General features: G+C 59.8%; 21 protein-coding genes and 1 tRNA gene. 5 read left to right on the forward strand and 17 right to left on the reverse strand.

Annotation, left to right across the window (positions count from 1 at the left end; all coding sequences use genetic code 11):
- Positions 1-93 precede the first annotated feature (93 nt).
- The 5 genes from phnE to CXF97_RS06075 form a co-directional block, all read right to left on the reverse strand.
- On the reverse strand, positions 94-861 hold the full coding sequence (phnE, locus tag CXF97_RS06055) for a phosphonate ABC transporter, permease protein PhnE (RefSeq protein ID WP_101157142.1): 768 nt from the start codon (positions 859-861) through the stop codon (positions 94-96).
- On the reverse strand, positions 858-1685 hold the full coding sequence (locus tag CXF97_RS06060) for an ABC transporter permease (protein ID WP_101157144.1): 828 nt from the start codon (positions 1683-1685) through the stop codon (positions 858-860). The genes phnE and CXF97_RS06060 overlap by 4 nt, the downstream gene beginning before the upstream one ends.
- A complete protein-coding gene (locus CXF97_RS06065; RefSeq protein WP_101157146.1) occupies positions 1679-2476 on the reverse strand; it encodes a phosphonate ABC transporter ATP-binding protein in 798 nt (265 codons plus the stop codon). Before CXF97_RS06065 ends, CXF97_RS06060 begins: the two co-directional genes overlap by 7 nt.
- Positions 2473-3336 (reverse strand): putative selenate ABC transporter substrate-binding protein, encoded by an 864-nt coding sequence (locus CXF97_RS06070; RefSeq protein ID WP_071172619.1) that lies wholly within the window; start codon positions 3334-3336, stop codon positions 2473-2475. The genes CXF97_RS06065 and CXF97_RS06070 overlap by 4 nt, the downstream gene beginning before the upstream one ends.
- A gap of 155 nt (positions 3337-3491) precedes the next feature.
- On the reverse strand, positions 3492-3890 hold the full coding sequence (locus CXF97_RS06075) for a RidA family protein (protein ID WP_101157148.1): 399 nt from the start codon (positions 3888-3890) through the stop codon (positions 3492-3494).
- Positions 3891-4003: 113 nt separating this feature from the next.
- On the opposite strand from CXF97_RS06075, the gene CXF97_RS06080 reads away from it, so the two are divergent.
- Both CXF97_RS06080 and CXF97_RS06085 read left to right on the forward strand, forming a co-directional pair.
- On the forward strand, positions 4004-4933 hold the full coding sequence (locus tag CXF97_RS06080) for a LysR family transcriptional regulator (protein ID WP_101157150.1): 930 nt from the start codon (positions 4004-4006) through the stop codon (positions 4931-4933).
- Between the two features lie 48 nt (positions 4934-4981).
- Positions 4982-6007 (forward strand): GlxA family transcriptional regulator, encoded by a 1026-nt coding sequence (locus CXF97_RS06085; protein WP_101157152.1) that lies wholly within the window; start codon positions 4982-4984, stop codon positions 6005-6007.
- A 32-nt stretch (positions 6008-6039) separates the two neighbouring features.
- On the opposite strand, the gene CXF97_RS06090 is transcribed toward CXF97_RS06085, so the two are convergent.
- Entirely contained in the window at positions 6040-7020 is a 981-nt protein-coding gene (locus tag CXF97_RS06090; protein ID WP_371918373.1) for an alpha/beta fold hydrolase, read from the reverse strand.
- 359 nt (positions 7021-7379) lie between these two features.
- Here CXF97_RS06090 and CXF97_RS06095 point away from each other — a divergent pair.
- Positions 7380-7454: transfer RNA gene (locus CXF97_RS06095), tRNA-Gln, on the forward strand.
- A gap of 114 nt (positions 7455-7568) precedes the next feature.
- Here the strand turns inward: CXF97_RS06095 and CXF97_RS06100 are convergent.
- Complete coding sequence (locus CXF97_RS06100; RefSeq protein WP_101157156.1) at positions 7569-9557, reverse strand: U32 family peptidase; 1989 nt, start codon at positions 9555-9557, stop codon at positions 7569-7571.
- A gap of 274 nt (positions 9558-9831) precedes the next feature.
- The gene (locus tag CXF97_RS06105; protein ID WP_101157158.1) at positions 9832-10212 is read right to left on the reverse strand and encodes a RidA family protein; all 381 of its coding nucleotides are present in this window, start codon (positions 10210-10212) and stop codon (positions 9832-9834) included.
- Positions 10213-10428: 216 nt separating this feature from the next.
- On the opposite strand from CXF97_RS06105, the gene CXF97_RS06110 reads away from it, so the two are divergent.
- Positions 10429-10842, forward strand: coding sequence for a cupin domain-containing protein (locus tag CXF97_RS06110; RefSeq protein ID WP_101157160.1), 414 nt, complete (start codon positions 10429-10431; stop codon positions 10840-10842).
- 12 nt (positions 10843-10854) lie between these two features.
- Here CXF97_RS06110 and CXF97_RS06115 read toward each other — a convergent pair whose 3' ends face one another.
- From CXF97_RS06115 to CXF97_RS06135, 5 genes are all read right to left on the reverse strand, one after another.
- Positions 10855-11106, reverse strand: a complete 252-nt coding sequence (locus CXF97_RS06115) for a hypothetical protein (protein WP_101157162.1) — start codon at positions 11104-11106, stop codon at positions 10855-10857.
- Positions 11103-11360 carry a DUF6555 family protein gene (locus tag CXF97_RS06120; RefSeq protein ID WP_101157164.1) on the reverse strand — a complete coding sequence of 86 codons (258 nt, stop codon included), beginning with the start codon at positions 11358-11360 and terminating at the stop codon, positions 11103-11105. Before CXF97_RS06120 ends, CXF97_RS06115 begins: the two co-directional genes overlap by 4 nt.
- Positions 11361-11592: 232 nt before the next feature.
- Positions 11593-12144 (reverse strand): ATP-dependent Clp protease proteolytic subunit, encoded by a 552-nt coding sequence (locus CXF97_RS06125; protein WP_101157166.1) that lies wholly within the window; start codon positions 12142-12144, stop codon positions 11593-11595.
- A 97-nt stretch (positions 12145-12241) separates the two neighbouring features.
- Entirely contained in the window at positions 12242-12589 is a 348-nt protein-coding gene (locus tag CXF97_RS06130) for a general stress protein (RefSeq protein ID WP_101157168.1), read from the reverse strand.
- A gap of 465 nt (positions 12590-13054) precedes the next feature.
- Entirely contained in the window at positions 13055-13231 is a 177-nt protein-coding gene (locus CXF97_RS06135) for a general stress protein (protein ID WP_039764047.1), read from the reverse strand.
- Positions 13232-13557: 326 nt separating this feature from the next.
- Between CXF97_RS06135 and CXF97_RS06140 the strand changes: the two genes are divergently transcribed.
- Positions 13558-13725: a general stress protein gene (locus CXF97_RS06140; RefSeq protein ID WP_101157169.1), complete on the forward strand. Its 168-nt coding sequence runs from the start codon at positions 13558-13560 to the stop codon at positions 13723-13725.
- A 55-nt stretch (positions 13726-13780) separates the two neighbouring features.
- Here the strand turns inward: CXF97_RS06140 and CXF97_RS06145 are convergent, their stop codons facing one another.
- From CXF97_RS06145 to modC, 4 genes are all read right to left on the reverse strand, one after another.
- A complete protein-coding gene (locus CXF97_RS06145) occupies positions 13781-14011 on the reverse strand; it encodes a hypothetical protein (RefSeq protein ID WP_101157171.1) in 231 nt (76 codons plus the stop codon).
- Between the two features lie 120 nt (positions 14012-14131).
- Positions 14132-14362 (reverse strand): hypothetical protein, encoded by a 231-nt coding sequence (locus tag CXF97_RS06150; RefSeq protein WP_101157173.1) that lies wholly within the window; start codon positions 14360-14362, stop codon positions 14132-14134.
- 304 nt (positions 14363-14666) lie between these two features.
- Positions 14667-15704, reverse strand: coding sequence for a DNA topoisomerase IB (locus tag CXF97_RS06155; protein WP_101157175.1), 1038 nt, complete (start codon positions 15702-15704; stop codon positions 14667-14669).
- Between the two features lie 72 nt (positions 15705-15776).
- A complete protein-coding gene (gene modC / locus CXF97_RS06160) occupies positions 15777-16856 on the reverse strand; it encodes a molybdenum ABC transporter ATP-binding protein (protein WP_101157177.1) in 1080 nt (359 codons plus the stop codon).
- Positions 16857-16859: the final 3 nt, after the last annotated feature.

The raw sequence follows: 16859 nt of genomic DNA on the forward strand, positions 1-16859 counted from the left end.
TTGCTCTAGCGTGAAGCTTGCACAGTCTGACCGCCTCGCAGGGCTGCAAGGTTTCCTGAAGCATAATCAGCTTTTGCCAGATATCCACTCGGCCTACGCTTTGACCCAGCGCTGCCGGCTCCAGGCACTCAACCAGTCGACCAGAAACACCAGCAGCAGCATCGCCAGAATCACCGTGCTGGCCTGCGCTTCCTGGAACAGGCTCAAACTGACATAGAGCATCTGGCCCAGACCGCCAGCGCCGACAAAACCCAGCACGCTGGCCATGCGGATATTGTTCTCCCAGCGATACAGGCAGTAGGCGAGCAATTGCGGCGCGAGGTTCGGCAGGGTGCCGTAGCAGAACGCGACAATCGGATTGCCGCCCTGCAGGCGGATCGCCTCGGCCGGTTGCGGCGGCGTGTTTTCCAGCGCTTCGGCGAACAACCGACCGAGCACGCCAGTGGTGTGCAGAGCGAGGGCGAGGGTGCCGGCGTTCGGTCCGAGTCCGGCGGCAAGCACCATCAGCGCCGCCCAAACCAGCTCTGGAATCGCCCGCAAGCCGTTGAGCAGCAGACGCGCCGCGCTTTGCAGCGGCCAGCCGAAACGCCCGGCAGCGGGCAGCGCGAGGACGATGCCGAACAGCGCCGCGAGCAGGGTGCCCAGCGCGGACATCGCCAGTGTTTCCAAAGAGCCGTGGACGATGGCTTTGAGGTAGCCCGCGCTCAAGTCAGGGCTGAGAAAACGCTGCACATAACTGCCCATCTGCTTGAGGCTGTTGGCGCTGCCGAGTTCGGCAAGATCCAGTTCCAGATAAGCGAAGGAAGCGAACGCCGCAAATGCGATCACGACGATCAGCAGCAGGTTGATCAGGCGTCTCATGTCAGCCTCCAGCGCAGCAGGCGGCTGAGTTGGTCGGCGCACAGCACCAGCAGCAGGAACGTCAGCAACATGCTGGCGACTTCACCGCCGGCGAACATGCGGATCGACAGGTCGATCTGTTGCCCCAGGCCACCGGCGCCGACAAAACCCATCACCACCGACGCGCGGATCGCGCACTCCCAGCGGTAGACGGTGTAGGAGAGCAATTCGGCGGCGACATTCGGCAACGTGCCGTAGGCAAACGCCGCCAGTCGACCGCTGCCGGCCTGCAACAACGCATGCGCCGGGCGCTGGTCGGTGGATTCGAAAATTTCTGCGTAGACCTTGCCGAGCATGCCGCTGTAGGTAATGGCGATGGCCAGCACACCCGCCGCCGGGCCGAGGCCAACGGCACGCACAAACAACAGCGCCCAGACGATCTCCGGCACGCTGCGCAAAAAGATCAGCAACCCGCGTACCGGCCAGCGCAGCAAGCGCCCGGGCAGGCTCGGCACGCCGCCCCGCGAAGCGGCAGAAAGCGACAGTGCGCGACTGGCGATCAGACTTGCCGGTACCGCCAGCAGCAGGGCCAGGGCCACGCCCGCTGTGGCAATCGCCAGGGTTTGCAGGGTGGCTTTGAGCAGCAGTTGCAGAAACGCCTGATCGTGCGCCGGTGGCCAGAATGCCGAAACGAAACGGCCCATTTCGTTCTGGCTATCGGCCTGAAACAACACGCCCAGGTCCAGCTCACTGAGCTGAATGCCCGGCCACAGCAGGGCCAGCGCCAGCAGCGTCAGCAACAGTCGCGGCCACGCCGCCGGGTCCCGTGAATCGGCCTTCAGCATCGCGGAATCTGCACAATCAAAGGCGCGACCGCTGGCGCAGGCGATTGCAGTTGTTCATTGGCGTACAGCGCATCGAGCTTGTCGCGACTGACTTGATCGGATGGGCAATCGAAAAGAATCTGCCCGTCGCGCAAGCCAATGATCCGTGGAAAGTGCGCCAGCGCCAGATCCACCGCGTGCAGGCTCGCCACTAGCGTGACGTTGTGCTCGCGAGCATGGCGCGACAGGATCGACAGCGTGTGGCCGGCAAGCACCGGGTCCATGGCCGAGACAGGTTCGTCGGCGAGCAATATTTCCGGCGCCTGATACAGCACCCGCGCAATGCCGACGCGCTGCAATTGCCCGCCGGACAATTGCTGGCAATGGGCGAACAGTTTGTCGCCCAGATCCAGCCGCGCCAACGCCGCGCGCGCCCCCGCCACGTCCAGCGGATGCAGCAGGTTCAACAGACTTTTACCCAGACTCCACTGGCCGAGCTTGCCGGCCAGCACTGCGGTGATGACGCGCTGGCGCGGCGGGATGGGTGGCGCCTGATGCACCAGACCGATGCGCGCACGCAGGCGCTGACGCTGACGGGCTGACACGTGCCAAGCGCGCTCGCCGAGCACTTCGATGTCGCCACTGCTGGGCTTCAGCGCAGTTGCGAGCAGATGGAGCAGGCTCGATTTGCCAGCGCCGGACGGGCCGATGATCGCGACTTGTTCGCCGGCAGCAATCTGCACGTCGATATGGCGAAGGGCATCGACGCCATTAGCATGGCGCAGGCTGCCCTGGGTGAGGCGTAGGGTCATTTCAGCAGTTCGGCGGCGCGGGCGGCTTCCTCGATGCCCTTGTAGTTCTCGGGCTTGGTCTCGATGAAACGACTGGCGGCCTGCAGATCAAGAATCTTCTTCTGCTCGGGATTGGCCGGGTCGAGGTCGAGGAAGGCTTTCTTGATTTTCGCCGCCAGCTTCGGATCAAGGGTGCCGCGCACGGTCCAGTTGTAATCGAAGTAGGTCGGGGTGGTGGCAAAGACCTTGACCTTGTTGGTGTCGACCTTGCCGGCGTCGACCAGTTTCTGCCAGACGCTGGCGTTCAACACACCGGCATCGACCTTGCCGGCCTGCACCCAGGCAACGGTGGCGTCATGCGCGCCGGAGTAGGCGACGCGGCTGAAATAGCCTTCAGGCTTGATGCCGTCGTTCTTCAGCATGAAGTAACGCGGCATCAGGCTACCGGAGGTGGACGACACCGAACCGAAGGCGAAGGTCTTGCCCTTCAGGTCGGCGAGGCTTTTCACGTTGGGGTCGGCGGTGATGAATTTGCTGGTGAACTGCGCGTCCTGCTCGCGCTGCACCAGCGGGATCACCGGCGTCGTGGCATCAGTCTTCAAACGTGCCTGCACAAAAGTGAAACCGCCGAGCCAGGCCATGTCGAGGCGATCGGTGGCCAGGGCTTCAACCACGGCCGGGTAGTCGGCGACGGGGACAAACTGCACCTTCATGCCCAACTGCTGCTCAAGATAGGCACCCAGCGGTTCGAACTTGCGCAGCAGCTCGGTCGGGGCTTCGTCGGGAATCGCGCTGACGCGCAGGACATCAGCGGCTTGCGTCATCAGGGCAGAAAAGGACAGCGCCAGACCGGCGGTGAGGGCGAGGGTACGCTTGAACATAGAATTCTCCGTTTCATAAGCGTCAACATTTGAAGGGCTGCCGCTACAGAGCGGCGCGCCACGTCAGGGTAGACGAAACGGCGAGGTTATACGCATTCGCGGGAGAATTGGCCAGCCTCCGTGCCGGCGCGTTGCGTCAGTTTGTGCTGGACCGGTCAAGCGGCTTCGGGCAGTTTCGCAATCACCTTGATCTCGAAATCGAAACCCGCCAGCCAGGTCACGCCGACAGCGGTGACGGTCGGAAACGGCGCTTCACCCCAGAACTCCGGCACCACTGTCCAGATCGTTTCGAATGTCGAGTGCGGATCGACCATGAACACGGTGACATCCACCGCATCATCGAAGCTGCAACCGGCCGCAGCGAGGATGGCGTTGAGGTTGTTGAAGGCGGTGCGTACCTGATCACGCAAATCCGCTTCGGGTGAACCGTCCTCACGGCTGCCGACTTGTCCGGAGACAAACAGGAAACCGTTGGAGCGAATCGCCGGCGAATAACGGTGACGCTCATACAGGGCATGGCGGGCAGGTGGAAAAACAACATCGCGCTTGGACATGGGGCTGACTCCATCAGTGGTTGATGGGCTGACTTTAGGTATTTGCACCTGCCGGATAAACGCGCAAGCTTGGCGTTCACTGTTTGTGAATTTCAAACAATCGAGGGGTGTGGATGGACCGGTTCGATGCGATGCAAGCCTTTGCCCGGGTGGTCGAGGCGGGCAGCTTCACCAAGGCTGCCGAAACCTTGCACATGAGCAAGACCACGGTGACGCAACGGGTGCAGCAACTGGAGGCGCGGCTGCGGGTCAAGCTGCTCAACCGCACCACACGCAAGGTCAACGTAACCGCTGATGGCGCGGCGTATTACGAGCGGGTGATCAAGCTGTTGGCCGACATGGACGACGCCGAAACCAGCCTGCCGGGTGCCGCCGCACGGCCGCGCGGGCGTTTGCGCATCGACGTACCCAGCCCGTTCGCGCGGCACATTCTGGTACCGGCACTGCCGGAGTTTCACGCGCGCTACCCGGACATCCAGATCGACATGGGCGTTAGCGATCGCATCGTCGACATCATCGATGAGAACGTCGATTGCGTGGTACGCGGCGGCGAATTGCTTGATCAATCGCTGATGGCGCGCAAGCTCGCCGACCTGCCATTGGGTGTTTTCGCCGCGCCGGCTTATCTGGCTCGTGAAGGCACGCCTGTACACCCGCTGGAGCTGCAAGACTCCCATCACCGCGTCGTCGCTTTCCTCTGGGCGCGCACCGGCAAACCTCTTCCGTACACAGTGCACAACGGCAGCGAGCGCCTGCAGATCAAGGGTCGCCACGTGCTAGCGGTCGACGACGGCAATGCCTATCTCGCGGCAGGGCTGGCCGGCATGGGTGTGCTGTGGCTGCCAACGTATATGTCTGATGCTCATGTGGCGCAGGGTGAGTTGGTGCCGTTGTTCGGTGACTGGCAGCTTGAATCAATGCCGCTTTATCTGGCCTATCCACCGAATCGACATGTCAGCCTCAAGCTGAGGGTGTTTATTGACTGGATGGTGGAGTTGATGACGGCGCCGGCGCCAATCGTGACGCGTCGGTATCGGCCATGATTGACTCTTGCGTGGAACCGGCCAACTATCGCCGCATAACAATGACCGATGGACCCGACCTTGATTGAACGACGTCAATTCAGCGGTGGCATGAAGGGCAAGAACCTTCGCTATCTGAATGAACAAAACTGCGATAACTCCGGCGTCACCCGCACCGGTTTCCTGTTGCTCGAACACTTTTCGCTTCCGGCCTTCACCCAGGCGCTGGACACCGTGGTCACCACCAATCTGTTGCGCCCGGGACTATTCTCGTCGCGTACTTTCGGCCTGTGTGATGGCGAGGTGGTCAGCGATCTCGGGCTTGTCATCCGCCCCGACACGCGTCTGGATTCTGCCGCGCTTCACGATCTCGATTTGCTGGTGGTGTGCGGCGGCTATCGCACCGAGCTGCGCGCCAGTGATGAGTTCATCAGCCTGCTCAAGGCAGCGGCGGAGCGGGGCGTGAGCCTGGCCGGATTGTGGAACGGTTCTTGGTTTCTTGGCCGCGCCGGGCTGCTCGATGGCTATCGCTGTTCAATTCACCCGGAACATCGCCCGGCCCTGACCGAAATCGCCAAGAGCACCCATGTCAGCAGCGAACCTTATGTGATCGATCGCGACCGGCTAACCGCATCCAGCCCGTCCGGGGCATTCCACATGGCGCTGGACTGGATCAAGGGGTTGCACGGCAAGGCATTGGTCGAGGGCATCGAAGACATTCTTGCCTTCGAAGAGTCGCGTTATCGGCGGATCAAGCCGGATGAAAACATCTGCGTCAGCGCGCCACTGCGTGAAGTGATCAAACTGATGGACGCCAACCTCGAAGAGCCGCTGGAACTTGAGCAACTGGCGGTCTATGCCGGCCGCTCACGGCGCCAGCTCGAGCGCTTGTTCAAAGAACAACTGGGCACCACGCCACAGCGCTACTATCTCGAACTGCGCATCACCGAAGCGCGGCGCCTGTTGCAACACACCGAGCTGTCGCAGGTGGAAGTGCTGGTGGCGTGTGGTTTCGTCTCACCGAGCCATTTCAGTAAATGCTACAGCTCCTACTTCGGTTATCGGCCTTCGAAGGAAAAACGGCTGGTCAAATAGCACCAGCCCTTTAGTGACCTCGAGGGGGTTCTTCACAGGTGGTCGGCATCCACTACTGCCTGGGCGAACGCTTTCGGAGCCTCTTGAGGCAAGTTATGTCCGATCCCACCTTCAATCAGCCGGAACTGGTACTTACCGGTAAACCGCTTGGCGTAGTCTTCGGGTGCCGGATGCGGCGCGCCATTGGCATCACCTTCCAGCGTAATCGTCGGCACGCTGATCGACGGCGCAGTCGAAAGCTTCTCTTCCAGTGCGGCATACTTCGCTTCGCCCTGCACCAGGCCCAGACGCCAGCGGTAGTTGAACACGGTTATCTCGACGTGATCGGGGTTCTGCAACGCTTTGGCGCTACGGTCGAAAGTGGCGTCATCGAACTTCCACTGCGGCGACGCGAGTTGCCAGATCAACTTGGCGAAGTCGTGGGTGTTCTTCTCATAGCCGACGCGACCACGCTCGGTAGCGAAGTAGAACTGGTACCACCACTGCAATTCGGCTTTCGGCGGCAGCGGGTTTTGCCCGGCGGCCTGATTGCCGATCAGATAGCCACTGACCGCCACCAGCGCTTTGACGCGCTCTGGCCACAGCGCTGCGACGATATCCGCCGAACGCGCGCCCCAGTCGTAGCCGCCCAGCACCGCTTGTTTGATTTTCAGTGCGTCCATGAAGTCGATCACGTCGCTGGCCAGCGCCGCCGGCTGGCCGTTGCGCAGGGTGTCTCTGTAGATGAACTGCGTATCGCCATAACCGCGTGCATACGGCATCAACACGCGATAGCCGTTGGCCGCGAGCAATGGCGCGACTTCGTCATAGCTGTGAATGTCGTAGGGCCAGCCATGCAGCAGGATCACCACCGGGCCATCAGCCGGGCCGGTTTCGGCGTAGGCCACGTCGAGTACGCCAGCCTTGACGTGCTTCAGCGCGCCGAATGGGGAGGGCGCGGAATAGCTGGCGGCAGTCGGCTCAGTCGTTTGCGCCTGAGCGCTGCCAACCGCGCCGAGCAATGACAGCGCCATGACCGACAAGCCGAGCGCGTGACTGATCTTTGAAGTGTGCAGAAGCTGTTTCATGCTGACGTCTCCTTTGCAAACCTGTGGCCAAGGGCTGGATGAACCCTTGTAACCTTGGGTGCATTGAAGCGTGGCGAGGTATCTGCTCCGTGTCGCCGGAGGGGGTTTTTGCAAACGCGTGTATGGCAGCGGGGCGCGTACACAGTGTGATACACGCAGGCCAGACCCAACGTTTTCGCACAAAAATAATAAGTGGCTGTTTTAAAACAAAAAATATTTTATCTGGGGCTTCCCAAACGAAACGAATGTTGATAAATTGCGCCCCGTTCTCACAGCGAACCCAACGGGCCGCTGGAAAGAGCAGTAGGGGCGTCGCCAAGCGGTAAGGCAGCAGGTTTTGATCCTGCCATGCGTTGGTTCGAATCCAGCCGCCCCTGCCATCTTCGAAAAAAACGCCAACTTCGCAAGAAGTTGGCGTTTTTTTATGCCTGCGGTTTGGCCTGGCATAGAGAAGTCGATGTGCGCGACGCCGAAGCACCGCGCACATCAATCAGTCAGTGCGGTGCGCGCGGGATGGTTTTCATCAGGTCTTCAGGACTGATGTGCCCGACCACGCTGCCCGGCTGCGGCAGGTTGAGGATGTGGCCTTTCATCTTGCCGATGATGTGCATCTCGCACGGCTTGCAATCGAACTTCAGCGTCAGCACCTCATCGCCGTGAATCAATTGCATCGGCGCGACCTTGGTGCGCACGCCCGTGACGCCTTTGGCCTGTTTCGGGCACAGGTTGAAGGAGAAGCGCAGGCAATGCTTGGTGATCATCACCGGTACTTCACCCGCCTCCTCGTGCGCTTCATACGCCGCGTCGATCAGTTTGACGCCGTGACGGTGGTAGAAGTCGCGCGCCTTTTGGTTATAGACGTTGGCGAGGAAGGTCAGGTGCGAATCCGGGTACACCGGCGGCGGTGTGGTTTCGGCCTTGCGGCTGCCGCGCGGGTGCGCCGCGACACGCGCCGCCGTCAGCGCTTCAATGACTTCACGACGCAGGGATTTTAGCTGCGAGTTCGGGATGAAGAACGCTTGCGGCGCATCCAGTTTGACGTCGGTGGCGTGGTACTGCGTCGTACCGAGCTGACCCAGCAGATCGCGCAGTTGCTCCAGCGCCTGTTCCGGCTTGTTGGCAACGCCGAACGGCCCGTTCAGGGTGACGCTGGCGCTGATGCCTTCTTCGCTGGTGGCGGTCACTTCCAGCTGCTCTTCGCGCAGACGGGCGAACCAGCTCAGGGCTACGCGACGTTCCGAAGACGTTTTCTGCAACGCCTGTTGCCAGTTGTGGTCGAGGTTGCGGTTCAGCGGGTGGTTCGGGCGCAGCTTGAACAGGCCTTCGGGCATTTCGTTCGGCTCGACGCGATAGCGGTAGCGCTTCTCGCCATCTTCCTCGAACTCGCCTTTGGCCTCGGCGATGTTGGCGCGGAAACCGACCACTTCGCGTTTGACCAGCACGTTCAGGCCATCGCCGTTGGACAGTGGCTCGTGAGTGATGACTTGCATGTCACGTTTGCCGACTTTTTCCACCGTGCCGACCGGCAGGCCGGTGAAGGTCGGCGAATCGAAGGCGCCGATGTCGATCTTGCGGTCAGTGACGAAATAGTCGGTGCTGCCACGGTGGAAGGTTTTTTCCGGGTCGGGCAGGAAGAAATGCACGGTGCGGCCGCTTGAGGCGCGGGCCAGGTCCGGCCGATCTTCGAGTACGTCGTCGAGGCGCTGGCGGTAATAGGCAGTGATGTTCTTCACATAGCCCATGTCCTTGTAGCGACCTTCGATCTTGAACGAACGCACGCCGGCCTCGACCAACGCGCGAATGTTGGCGCTCTGATTGTTGTCTTTCATCGACAGCAGATGTTTTTCGTAGGCGATCACGCCGCCCTTTTCATCTTTAAGGGTATACGGCAAGCGGCACGCCTGTGAGCAGTCGCCACGGTTGGCGCTGCGGCCGGTTTGCGCGTGAGAGATGTTGCACTGGCCGGAGAACGCCACGCACAGCGCGCCATGGATGAAGAACTCGATCGCGGCATCGGTTTCATCGGCGATAGCGCGGATTTCCTGCAGGTTCAGCTCGCGGGCCAGCACCAACTGCGAGAAACCGGCCTGATCAAGGAACTTCGCCCGCTCAAGGGTGCGGATGTCGGTCTGGGTCGAGGCGTGCAGCTCGATCGGCGGGATGTCCAGCTCCATCACGCCCAGATCCTGGACGATCAACGCATCGACACCGGCGTCATACAACTGATGGATCAGCTTGCGCGCTGGCTCCAGTTCGTTGTCGTGCAGGATGGTGTTGATGGTGGTGAAGATGCGCGCGTGGTATCGGCGGGCGAATTCGACCAGTTCGGCGATTTCGCTGACTTCGTTGCAGGCGTTGTGGCGCGCGCCGAAGCTCGGGCCGCCGATATACACGGCGTCAGCGCCATGCAGGATGGCCTCGCGGGCAATGGCGACATCGCGGGCAGGGCTGAGCAATTCCAGGTGATGCTTGGGCAAGGACATAGTTTTTTTAGTCAGGCGGTCACGGTCAAGGCGCGCATTCTACCCGTGAAACGCGCGGCGGGCACGTGTGTGCTGCCCGATGGTGGTTGGCGATCGGGTCAGTTCGGCAGGCTGTTGTGTCGAATGTTCCGGCCCCTTCGCGGGCAAGCCCGCTCCCACAGGGTTTTCGCTGTGCTCATGAGTTTGCTCATAACCAAATACATGTGAGAGTGAGTTTGCCCGCGAAGACTTTGTCTGATTCAAAGGGTGCTCGGCAGACCCCCCGCGATATTGGTCAGCCCTTGGCCGCCATCGCGGTCACTTCCACGCGCATTCCTTCAACCGCCAGTGAGGCAACGCCCACTGCTGCGCGCACAGGCCACGGCTTGGCGAAGTAGCGTTTATAGACTTCGTTGAACGCTGCGCGATCACCCATATCGGTGAGGTAGATAGTCAGATGCAGAACCCGATCCATCGAACTGCCGGCACGCTCCAGTGCGACTTTAAGCGCCTGCAATGTGCATTCGCTTTGCTCGGTGATGCCGCCAAGTTCCAGGCTGCCATCGGCGCGGGTCGGGATCTGGGTAGAAACCATGATCCCGCCGAAAGTGGCGACATCGGAAGAGATCGAGTCGGTGTCCGGATCGGGCGTGAAGGTGATGTCTTGGTTGGCCATGGGTATCTCTTGTTGGAGTGAATGATGATCGCGCCAGTTTACAGATTCCCTCCAGCCATGGCCCGTAAGGTTGCCAGAGGCACGTTTGTATAAGCGTGTATCCACCCTCAACGGATACACATGACAACACCAAACCGGGCGTTCGAGACACATCCGCCTTACATGCCGAGACCAAAGTAGCTCTCACACCCACACTGCGTTCAAGAGGGCATCACCATGTACCGTCCACTGTTTCTGGCTTCTGCCGTTGTCTTCGCTTCCCTGACCGGTTTCGCTCATGCGCAAGATGCGCCGGCCATGAGCTGGCAGAAAGGTCTGAGCCGTACCGATCTGGTTCGCCAGGATCTGGGCGCCGACAATCGCGAAGTGATTCAGGCGCGCATCGACTTCGACGCCGGCGTCAGCGCGCCTCGACATGCGCACCCCGGCGTTGAAGTCGCCTATGTGATCAGCGGCACGTTTGAGTATCAGCTCGAAGGGCAAGCGCCGGTAACACTCAAGGCCGGCGATTCGTTGTATATCCCGGCGGGTGTCGCGCATGTGGCCAAAAACGTGGGCGACGAGAAAGCCGTGGAACTTGCCACTTACGTGGTGCCAAAGGGCGAGCCGCTGCTGATTCTCAAGCCGTGATGCGTCGGGCCGCTATTTCGAGCGCGGCTTGCTCATTGCACGCTTGATGCGCATCCAGTCCTGAAAGGCCGCCGTTCGTTTCGCGTCGGCCAGAGCCTTGGCTTCGGTAAAGCGAGCCCAGGCTTCAGGATTGTCCGTCTCGGCTTCAATGATTGTATAAGCCGCCTCTTCCAGAAGATCCGCCTCGCGGAACATGGCGGCATTGTCAGCCATCTCGTCATCCCACGATCGGCCGAAACCAAATCTCAATGTGCGCTCAGTCATTTTGCGTGATCCTCCTCCCAGACCAGAGGCACCGATTCTCGCCATTGCACCTCGGTCACGCCAAAGCGTTCCGCCATCGGTTTTGAAAAGCGTTTCAACGGAGGCCGGCCGGGGCGGGGAATGGGTGTGATGCCCGCATCACAACTTGCCCATTGCCAGGCTTCGGCATTGTTCATGTTTTTTGTGCGAATGACGAACGATCTGGCCTTTCCGTGAAGCAGGTAATCGATCACGTACAAATCCGCTCCGCTCATACAATTCCTCCGGCTGCTTATAAAGAGGGATATCTGGCGAAATGAATAATTCAGAGAAATTTCCTGTGACCGGGATGACCGGCTGCCCCTGCTTACATAGCGTTGTACGGCCGGTTGATACGTGCCCAAGTTGAGCCCGAATGCGGTGGACATCCGTACTGTTCCGGGGCTTGGGGTGTCGATCTGAAAGGATTGAAACGCGCCCGCAACGACGCGTTATTGAGTAGAAGCATCACGAATAAATGCACGAGCAGACGAAGTCGGCATGAACCTCGGTGTTTTCCACGGCCGTGATCAGGCCTGAATGCAACGCTTCTTCAGGATTGATGATGCGCGGGGCCGCTGTGAGATATTTCTCTGTTTCCAGCGCATTTTTACCCTGACTCGTACGCTCGGCGACGATTTGCGCGTAGAGGTGCAAGTCATAATCCAGGCTCATGGCGTACTCCGACATCCGCGAGTGATCAACTGAACCTTGCAGGTGCCAATGGAAGGGATGAAACAGAAACTTGCTGTGAGTACAGGCGGTGCGGCGCTGGCCGGCGAGGAAGACAATATTGCCCATTGATTCAACGGTGCCCAGATTATGGGTATGCACCGGAATGGGCAGGGCAAGGAGAAAGTTGTACATCGTGAAGCCGTAACTGCATTCACCGCCCATCGTGGCGATATTGACGATGAGTCGCGGCGCATCTTCCTTTACGGCGAGCGAGGCTTTATCGATCAATTGACCACAGGTCGACGCATTGATCGGGCCGGTGAAGTTGATGACATGAACAGGCATGGCGATTCCCTCGGCTGGTCAGGACTCCTAAGCAATAGCTGTGATCTTGCTGAAATGAAAGTGGGCAGGGGAGACAAGCTCCCCCGCACCCGGCGCATCAACTGTTGCGCCCGCCACCATGGCTGTTTTGACCACCCTTGCGTCCGGCTTCAGAGGCTTTTTCTCGATCATTGGCAAAGTTGCCGCCGCTGTTCTGGCCACCTTTGCTTCCGGCTTCTGCTGCGCGCTCAGGGTCGTTCTTGAAATTCCCTCCGCTGTTCTGACCGCCCTTGCTCCCGGCTTCAGCGGCGCGTTCCGGATCGTTTTTGAAGTTACCGCCGCTGTTCTGGCCGCCCTTGCTACCGATTTCCTGATAGAACTCTTTGTCGTGCGAAGCTGAAGTGGCTTCCCCACCTTTTTTGCCCGCTTCGTTTACCGACATGCCGCCTTGTTTATCTTGTGTCATTTCAAACTTCCTCAATTTTCTATATGGCGCCTTGTGAATAAAAGATGCACAAACTACGTGCCGTCGTCATTCCCAAAGTGCCCGCTAGTTGGCTGATTGGTTTGCTTTATTGGTCTTGCTTGTCTTTTAGCTACAAGTTTGACCGGTCTGCTAAGAACAGCGCTCATAAATTGGCATTGTATCCGGGGTGCGGGAGTTTTCAGAGTTAACTGTCAGTTCCCGGCGCTCATAGCATTCCTGCTGAACGCTCTCTCTGTGTCTTGGACTGACTTGCTGTCTTTCAACACAAGGTGACACCGACGGGCTGTCCGACCTTGTCACGTGCGAACTGCGCGCTGCTTCGGGATACACTTCCGCTCCCTTGTTTCGTTGCACTTCGCCTCGTGCAAAAGCCGTTACCGTTTTCATGATTACGCTCCATCAGCTGATTTCAAAGGGCAGCAGGGCTGCCCTTGTGCCGCTCACTCAGGACTTGCGACCACCGCCGTGGCTGTTTTGACCGCCTTTGCGACCAGCCTCGGATGCTTTTTCACGGTCATTGGCGAAGTTGCCGCCCGATGCCTGGCCGCCTTTTTTGCCAGCTTCAGACGCCTTCTCACGATCGTTCGCGAAGTTACCTGGATTTTTATTTCCTGTAGTCATGATAGCTCTCCGATATCAATTAACGTTTCGCTAGTTATGTCCATTGTTGCACCGGACATCTACTCCGATTACGAGCCGGCGAAAAATGTTTTGAAAATTTTTGTTTAGCCCGATGAACGGTAAGTGCGTGATGAAACTTATACAGAGTGCAGTTTTGCATGCCGCTTCGTATAACTTTTCTATGCGTGGGGTATGGCAAGGGAAGAGTCAGTTTTTTGTTACCGTTTCGCTGCGTTTGATAAACCATTTGTCGGCGGGAAGTTGAACTGGAGTTCGCTCGTCTAGAGTCTGTGAAGTATCTCTACAACTGTGCCGAGGACAGAACCATGACCAATCATCACAAAGATCAACCGTTCGCTGAGGATCCGCAAAAAATCAAGGAAGCCGGCAAGAAGGGCGGAACTTCAGTCAATGTGAAAGTCGATCGGGCGGAGAAAGCGCGCGTCGGTGGGCAGCACAGCCATGGCGGTACGCGCACGGGCAAGGGGGACTGAGGCCGATGATCGCGGTCCTCTCTGCGCCAATGCAGAGAGGACTCCTTCACAGAGCTCATCTGAAGCGGGGCAGTGGCCGATCCTGCGGCTTGAGCGTTGAAAGTGTGTCGCGAATCAGCGGCGCGTCCTTTTCAATGTCGTGCAGCCGATCGCGAATGCGCAGCGCCGTCGGATGTCCGCCCTGATGATCGACCCAGTCGGCGATCTCTTTGCACGCGGCTGCAAGGCGCGCCTGGCGGGCGTCGAGCAGGGTGAGGAGGGTAGTGATGGACTCTTTCTCGGACATGGAACACCTCCGTTCAATGAAACCGCTGAACTGCAACAAAAAGCCCGCCTGTCGCGAGCGTTTTGCCGGTGGGGGCTGCTCCATCAGCTGGTTTCAGTATAGACCCGCTGCCGCCGGGCATCAGCCTGAGTGCTGGCGGGCCGGTAATTGAGAACTGGCTGCGTTGAGGCGCTGACATTCGCGGTGAGCATCCGCTTGCTCATCAAAGCCATCGCCAAAAAAGCCGCCAGTGCGTGTGTCGCAGATGCGAAACCACGCCGATGCTTCGGCGGGTTCCTGCTGGCTGTCTGCGGCGCGGCGCCCATGAATGACGATTTTGTTGCAGCGTTTCACGACGAATATGTCTTCCATGGCGCCACCGCAGTTGATTCGTGTCAGATCAACTATAGAAGCCCTGCGCGATCGTGCAAAAAATACCCAGCTCAGCTCGTCGGCGGAATACATGTGAGAGCTGACTTGATCGCGAAGGCAGTGTGTCAGACACAGACGATTCGCCTGCCCCGACGCTTTCGTGAGCAAGCCCACTCCCACAGGTTTCGCGGTGGACTCCAAATTCAAGGCACCCCGCAAACCTCATGTGGGAGCGGGCTTGCGAAGGCGTCGGGGCAAGCTCAGATCAGTTGCCTGACGCACGATGAGCCTCTGATATCGGCGATCAAGAAGCCTCAGTCACCTCGCACATGCGCTCGAGAAACATCGCCAGTGCCACTTCCTCGGCGCGCAGGCCTTTGCGGACTCGCGGGCGGGGCAATTCGGCGAGGGCACCGAGCATGAAATGTTCAACTACGGCGGGGTGGATGTAGCACTTGCGGCACACCGCTGGTGTGTTGCCCAACTGTTTGGCGACGTTCTTCACGGCTTCGACCACGTGGCGCTTGGCTTCGGTTTCCGACTCATGCTGCAACTCGCGCAGCACCGACAGTGCCAGGGCACTGCCTGCCCAGGTGCGGTAATCCTTGGCGGTGAACGCCGCGCCCGTGAGTTTTTGCAGATAGGCGTTGACGTCGGAAGAAGTGACCGTATGCCGTTCGCCGTTTTCGTCGAGATACTGAAACAGGTTCTGCCCGGGGATTTCCAGACAGCGCTTGATGATTCGCGCCAGGCGTCGATCCTTGACGGTGATCTGGTGCTCGATGCCACTTTTGCCACGGAACTGGAACAGGATCGCACTGCCGTTGACCTCGACGTGACGGCTGCGCAACGTCGTCAGGCCATAGGAGCGATTGTCCCGCGCGTATTGGGTATTGCCGACGCGGATCAGGGTGGCATCGAGCAAGGTGATAACCGTAGCCATGACCTTGTCGCGGCTGAAACCCGGCGCATCAAGCAGCGCCTCAAGCTGGCGTCGCAGCTTAGGCAGGGCCAGGCCGAATTCGCGCAGGCGCGAATATTTGTCGGCATCGCGCACTTCGCGCCAGCGTGCGTGATAACGATATTGCTTGCGCCCGCGTGCATCGCGCCCTGTGGCCTGCAGATGTCCGCAGGGATCGGCGCAGATCCACACATCGGTATACGCCGGCGGCACCGCAAGAGCATTGATGCGTTTGATTTCGTCCGGGTCGGTAATGCGCTGCCCGGACGGTTCGAAATAGACGAACTTGCCGCGCAGTTTTTTCCGGGTGATACCAGGCTGAGTGTCATCGACGTAATGCAGATCGGCGGGCAGAGCATCTGTCAGCACGGTATCGGGCATGGCGGCTTCCTTCGGTCATACGGCAGTCTGTAACTGCATTGACCGCAGGCGCTGGCCGTCGTGCCGAATGATTTACGCGAGCACCGCTACCGCCTTGATCTGCGCCCATAGCCGCTGGCCCGGATGCACGTCCAATTGATCGCGAGAAAAGCGCGTGATTCGCGCCAACAGCGGCGTGCCACCGGCGTCCAGGCGGATCAGCACGTGCGCACTGTTGTCAGCCGCCTGTTCGCTGATGATCGTCACCGGCAGCCGATTGAGGATACTGCTGGCCGCATCGTTGTTCAGAGCCAAGCTGATGTCTCGCGCGTGTACCTTGCAGCGCAGGGCCTGACCCACGGCCATGGGCGCATGGGTGACGCGAATGTTCATTTCAGTGGCCGGCAATTGCAGGCTGAGCAATTGATAGGTGGCGTCGTAGGCGCTGACCTGGCCTGCGATGATCACCCCGGCGTCATCCCCCAGCGCCAAAGGCAGATCCAGACGCGCGAGGGTCTCGCCGATCGGGCCGCTGGCGAGCGCCTTGCCTTCGCTGAGCAACACCAGATGATCGGCCAGGCGCGCGACTTCGTCCTGGGCGTGGCTGACGTACAGCAGCGGAATATCCAGCTCGTCGTGCAGGCGTTGCAGGTACGGGAGGATTTCGCTTTTGCGGCGGCTGTCGAGCGCCGCCAGTGGCTCGTCCATCAGCAACAGTTTCGGACTGGTCAGCAGGGCGCGGGCGATGCCGACGCGCTGCCGCTCGCCACCGGACAGGTGCTGCGGATAACGCTCAAGCAGATGCCCGATGCCGAGCAATTCGGTGGCCTGGTTCATGTCGACCCGGCGTTGCGACCTGGCGATGCGTTTGAGGCCAAACTCCAGATTGGCCAGCACCGACAGATGCGGGAACAGGCTGGCTTCCTGAAACACGTAGCCAAGCGCACGTTTATGCGGCGGGACGAAGATGCCCTTGGCGCTGTCCTGCCAGACGTCGTCGTTGATCTGCACAAAACCATGCTCTGCGCGCTCCAGCCCGGCGATGCAGCGCAGGCAGGTGGTTTTGCCCGAGCCGGAATCGCCAAACAGCGCAGTGACACCGCGGCCCGGCACTTGCAGATCGACATCCAGTTCGAACCCCGGATAAGCGCGTTTCAGACGTACATCGATCATCGA

It is taken from the genome of Pseudomonas sp. Choline-02u-1 (assembly GCF_002836515.1).
Taxonomy (GTDB): Bacteria; Pseudomonadota; Gammaproteobacteria; order Pseudomonadales; family Pseudomonadaceae; genus Aquipseudomonas.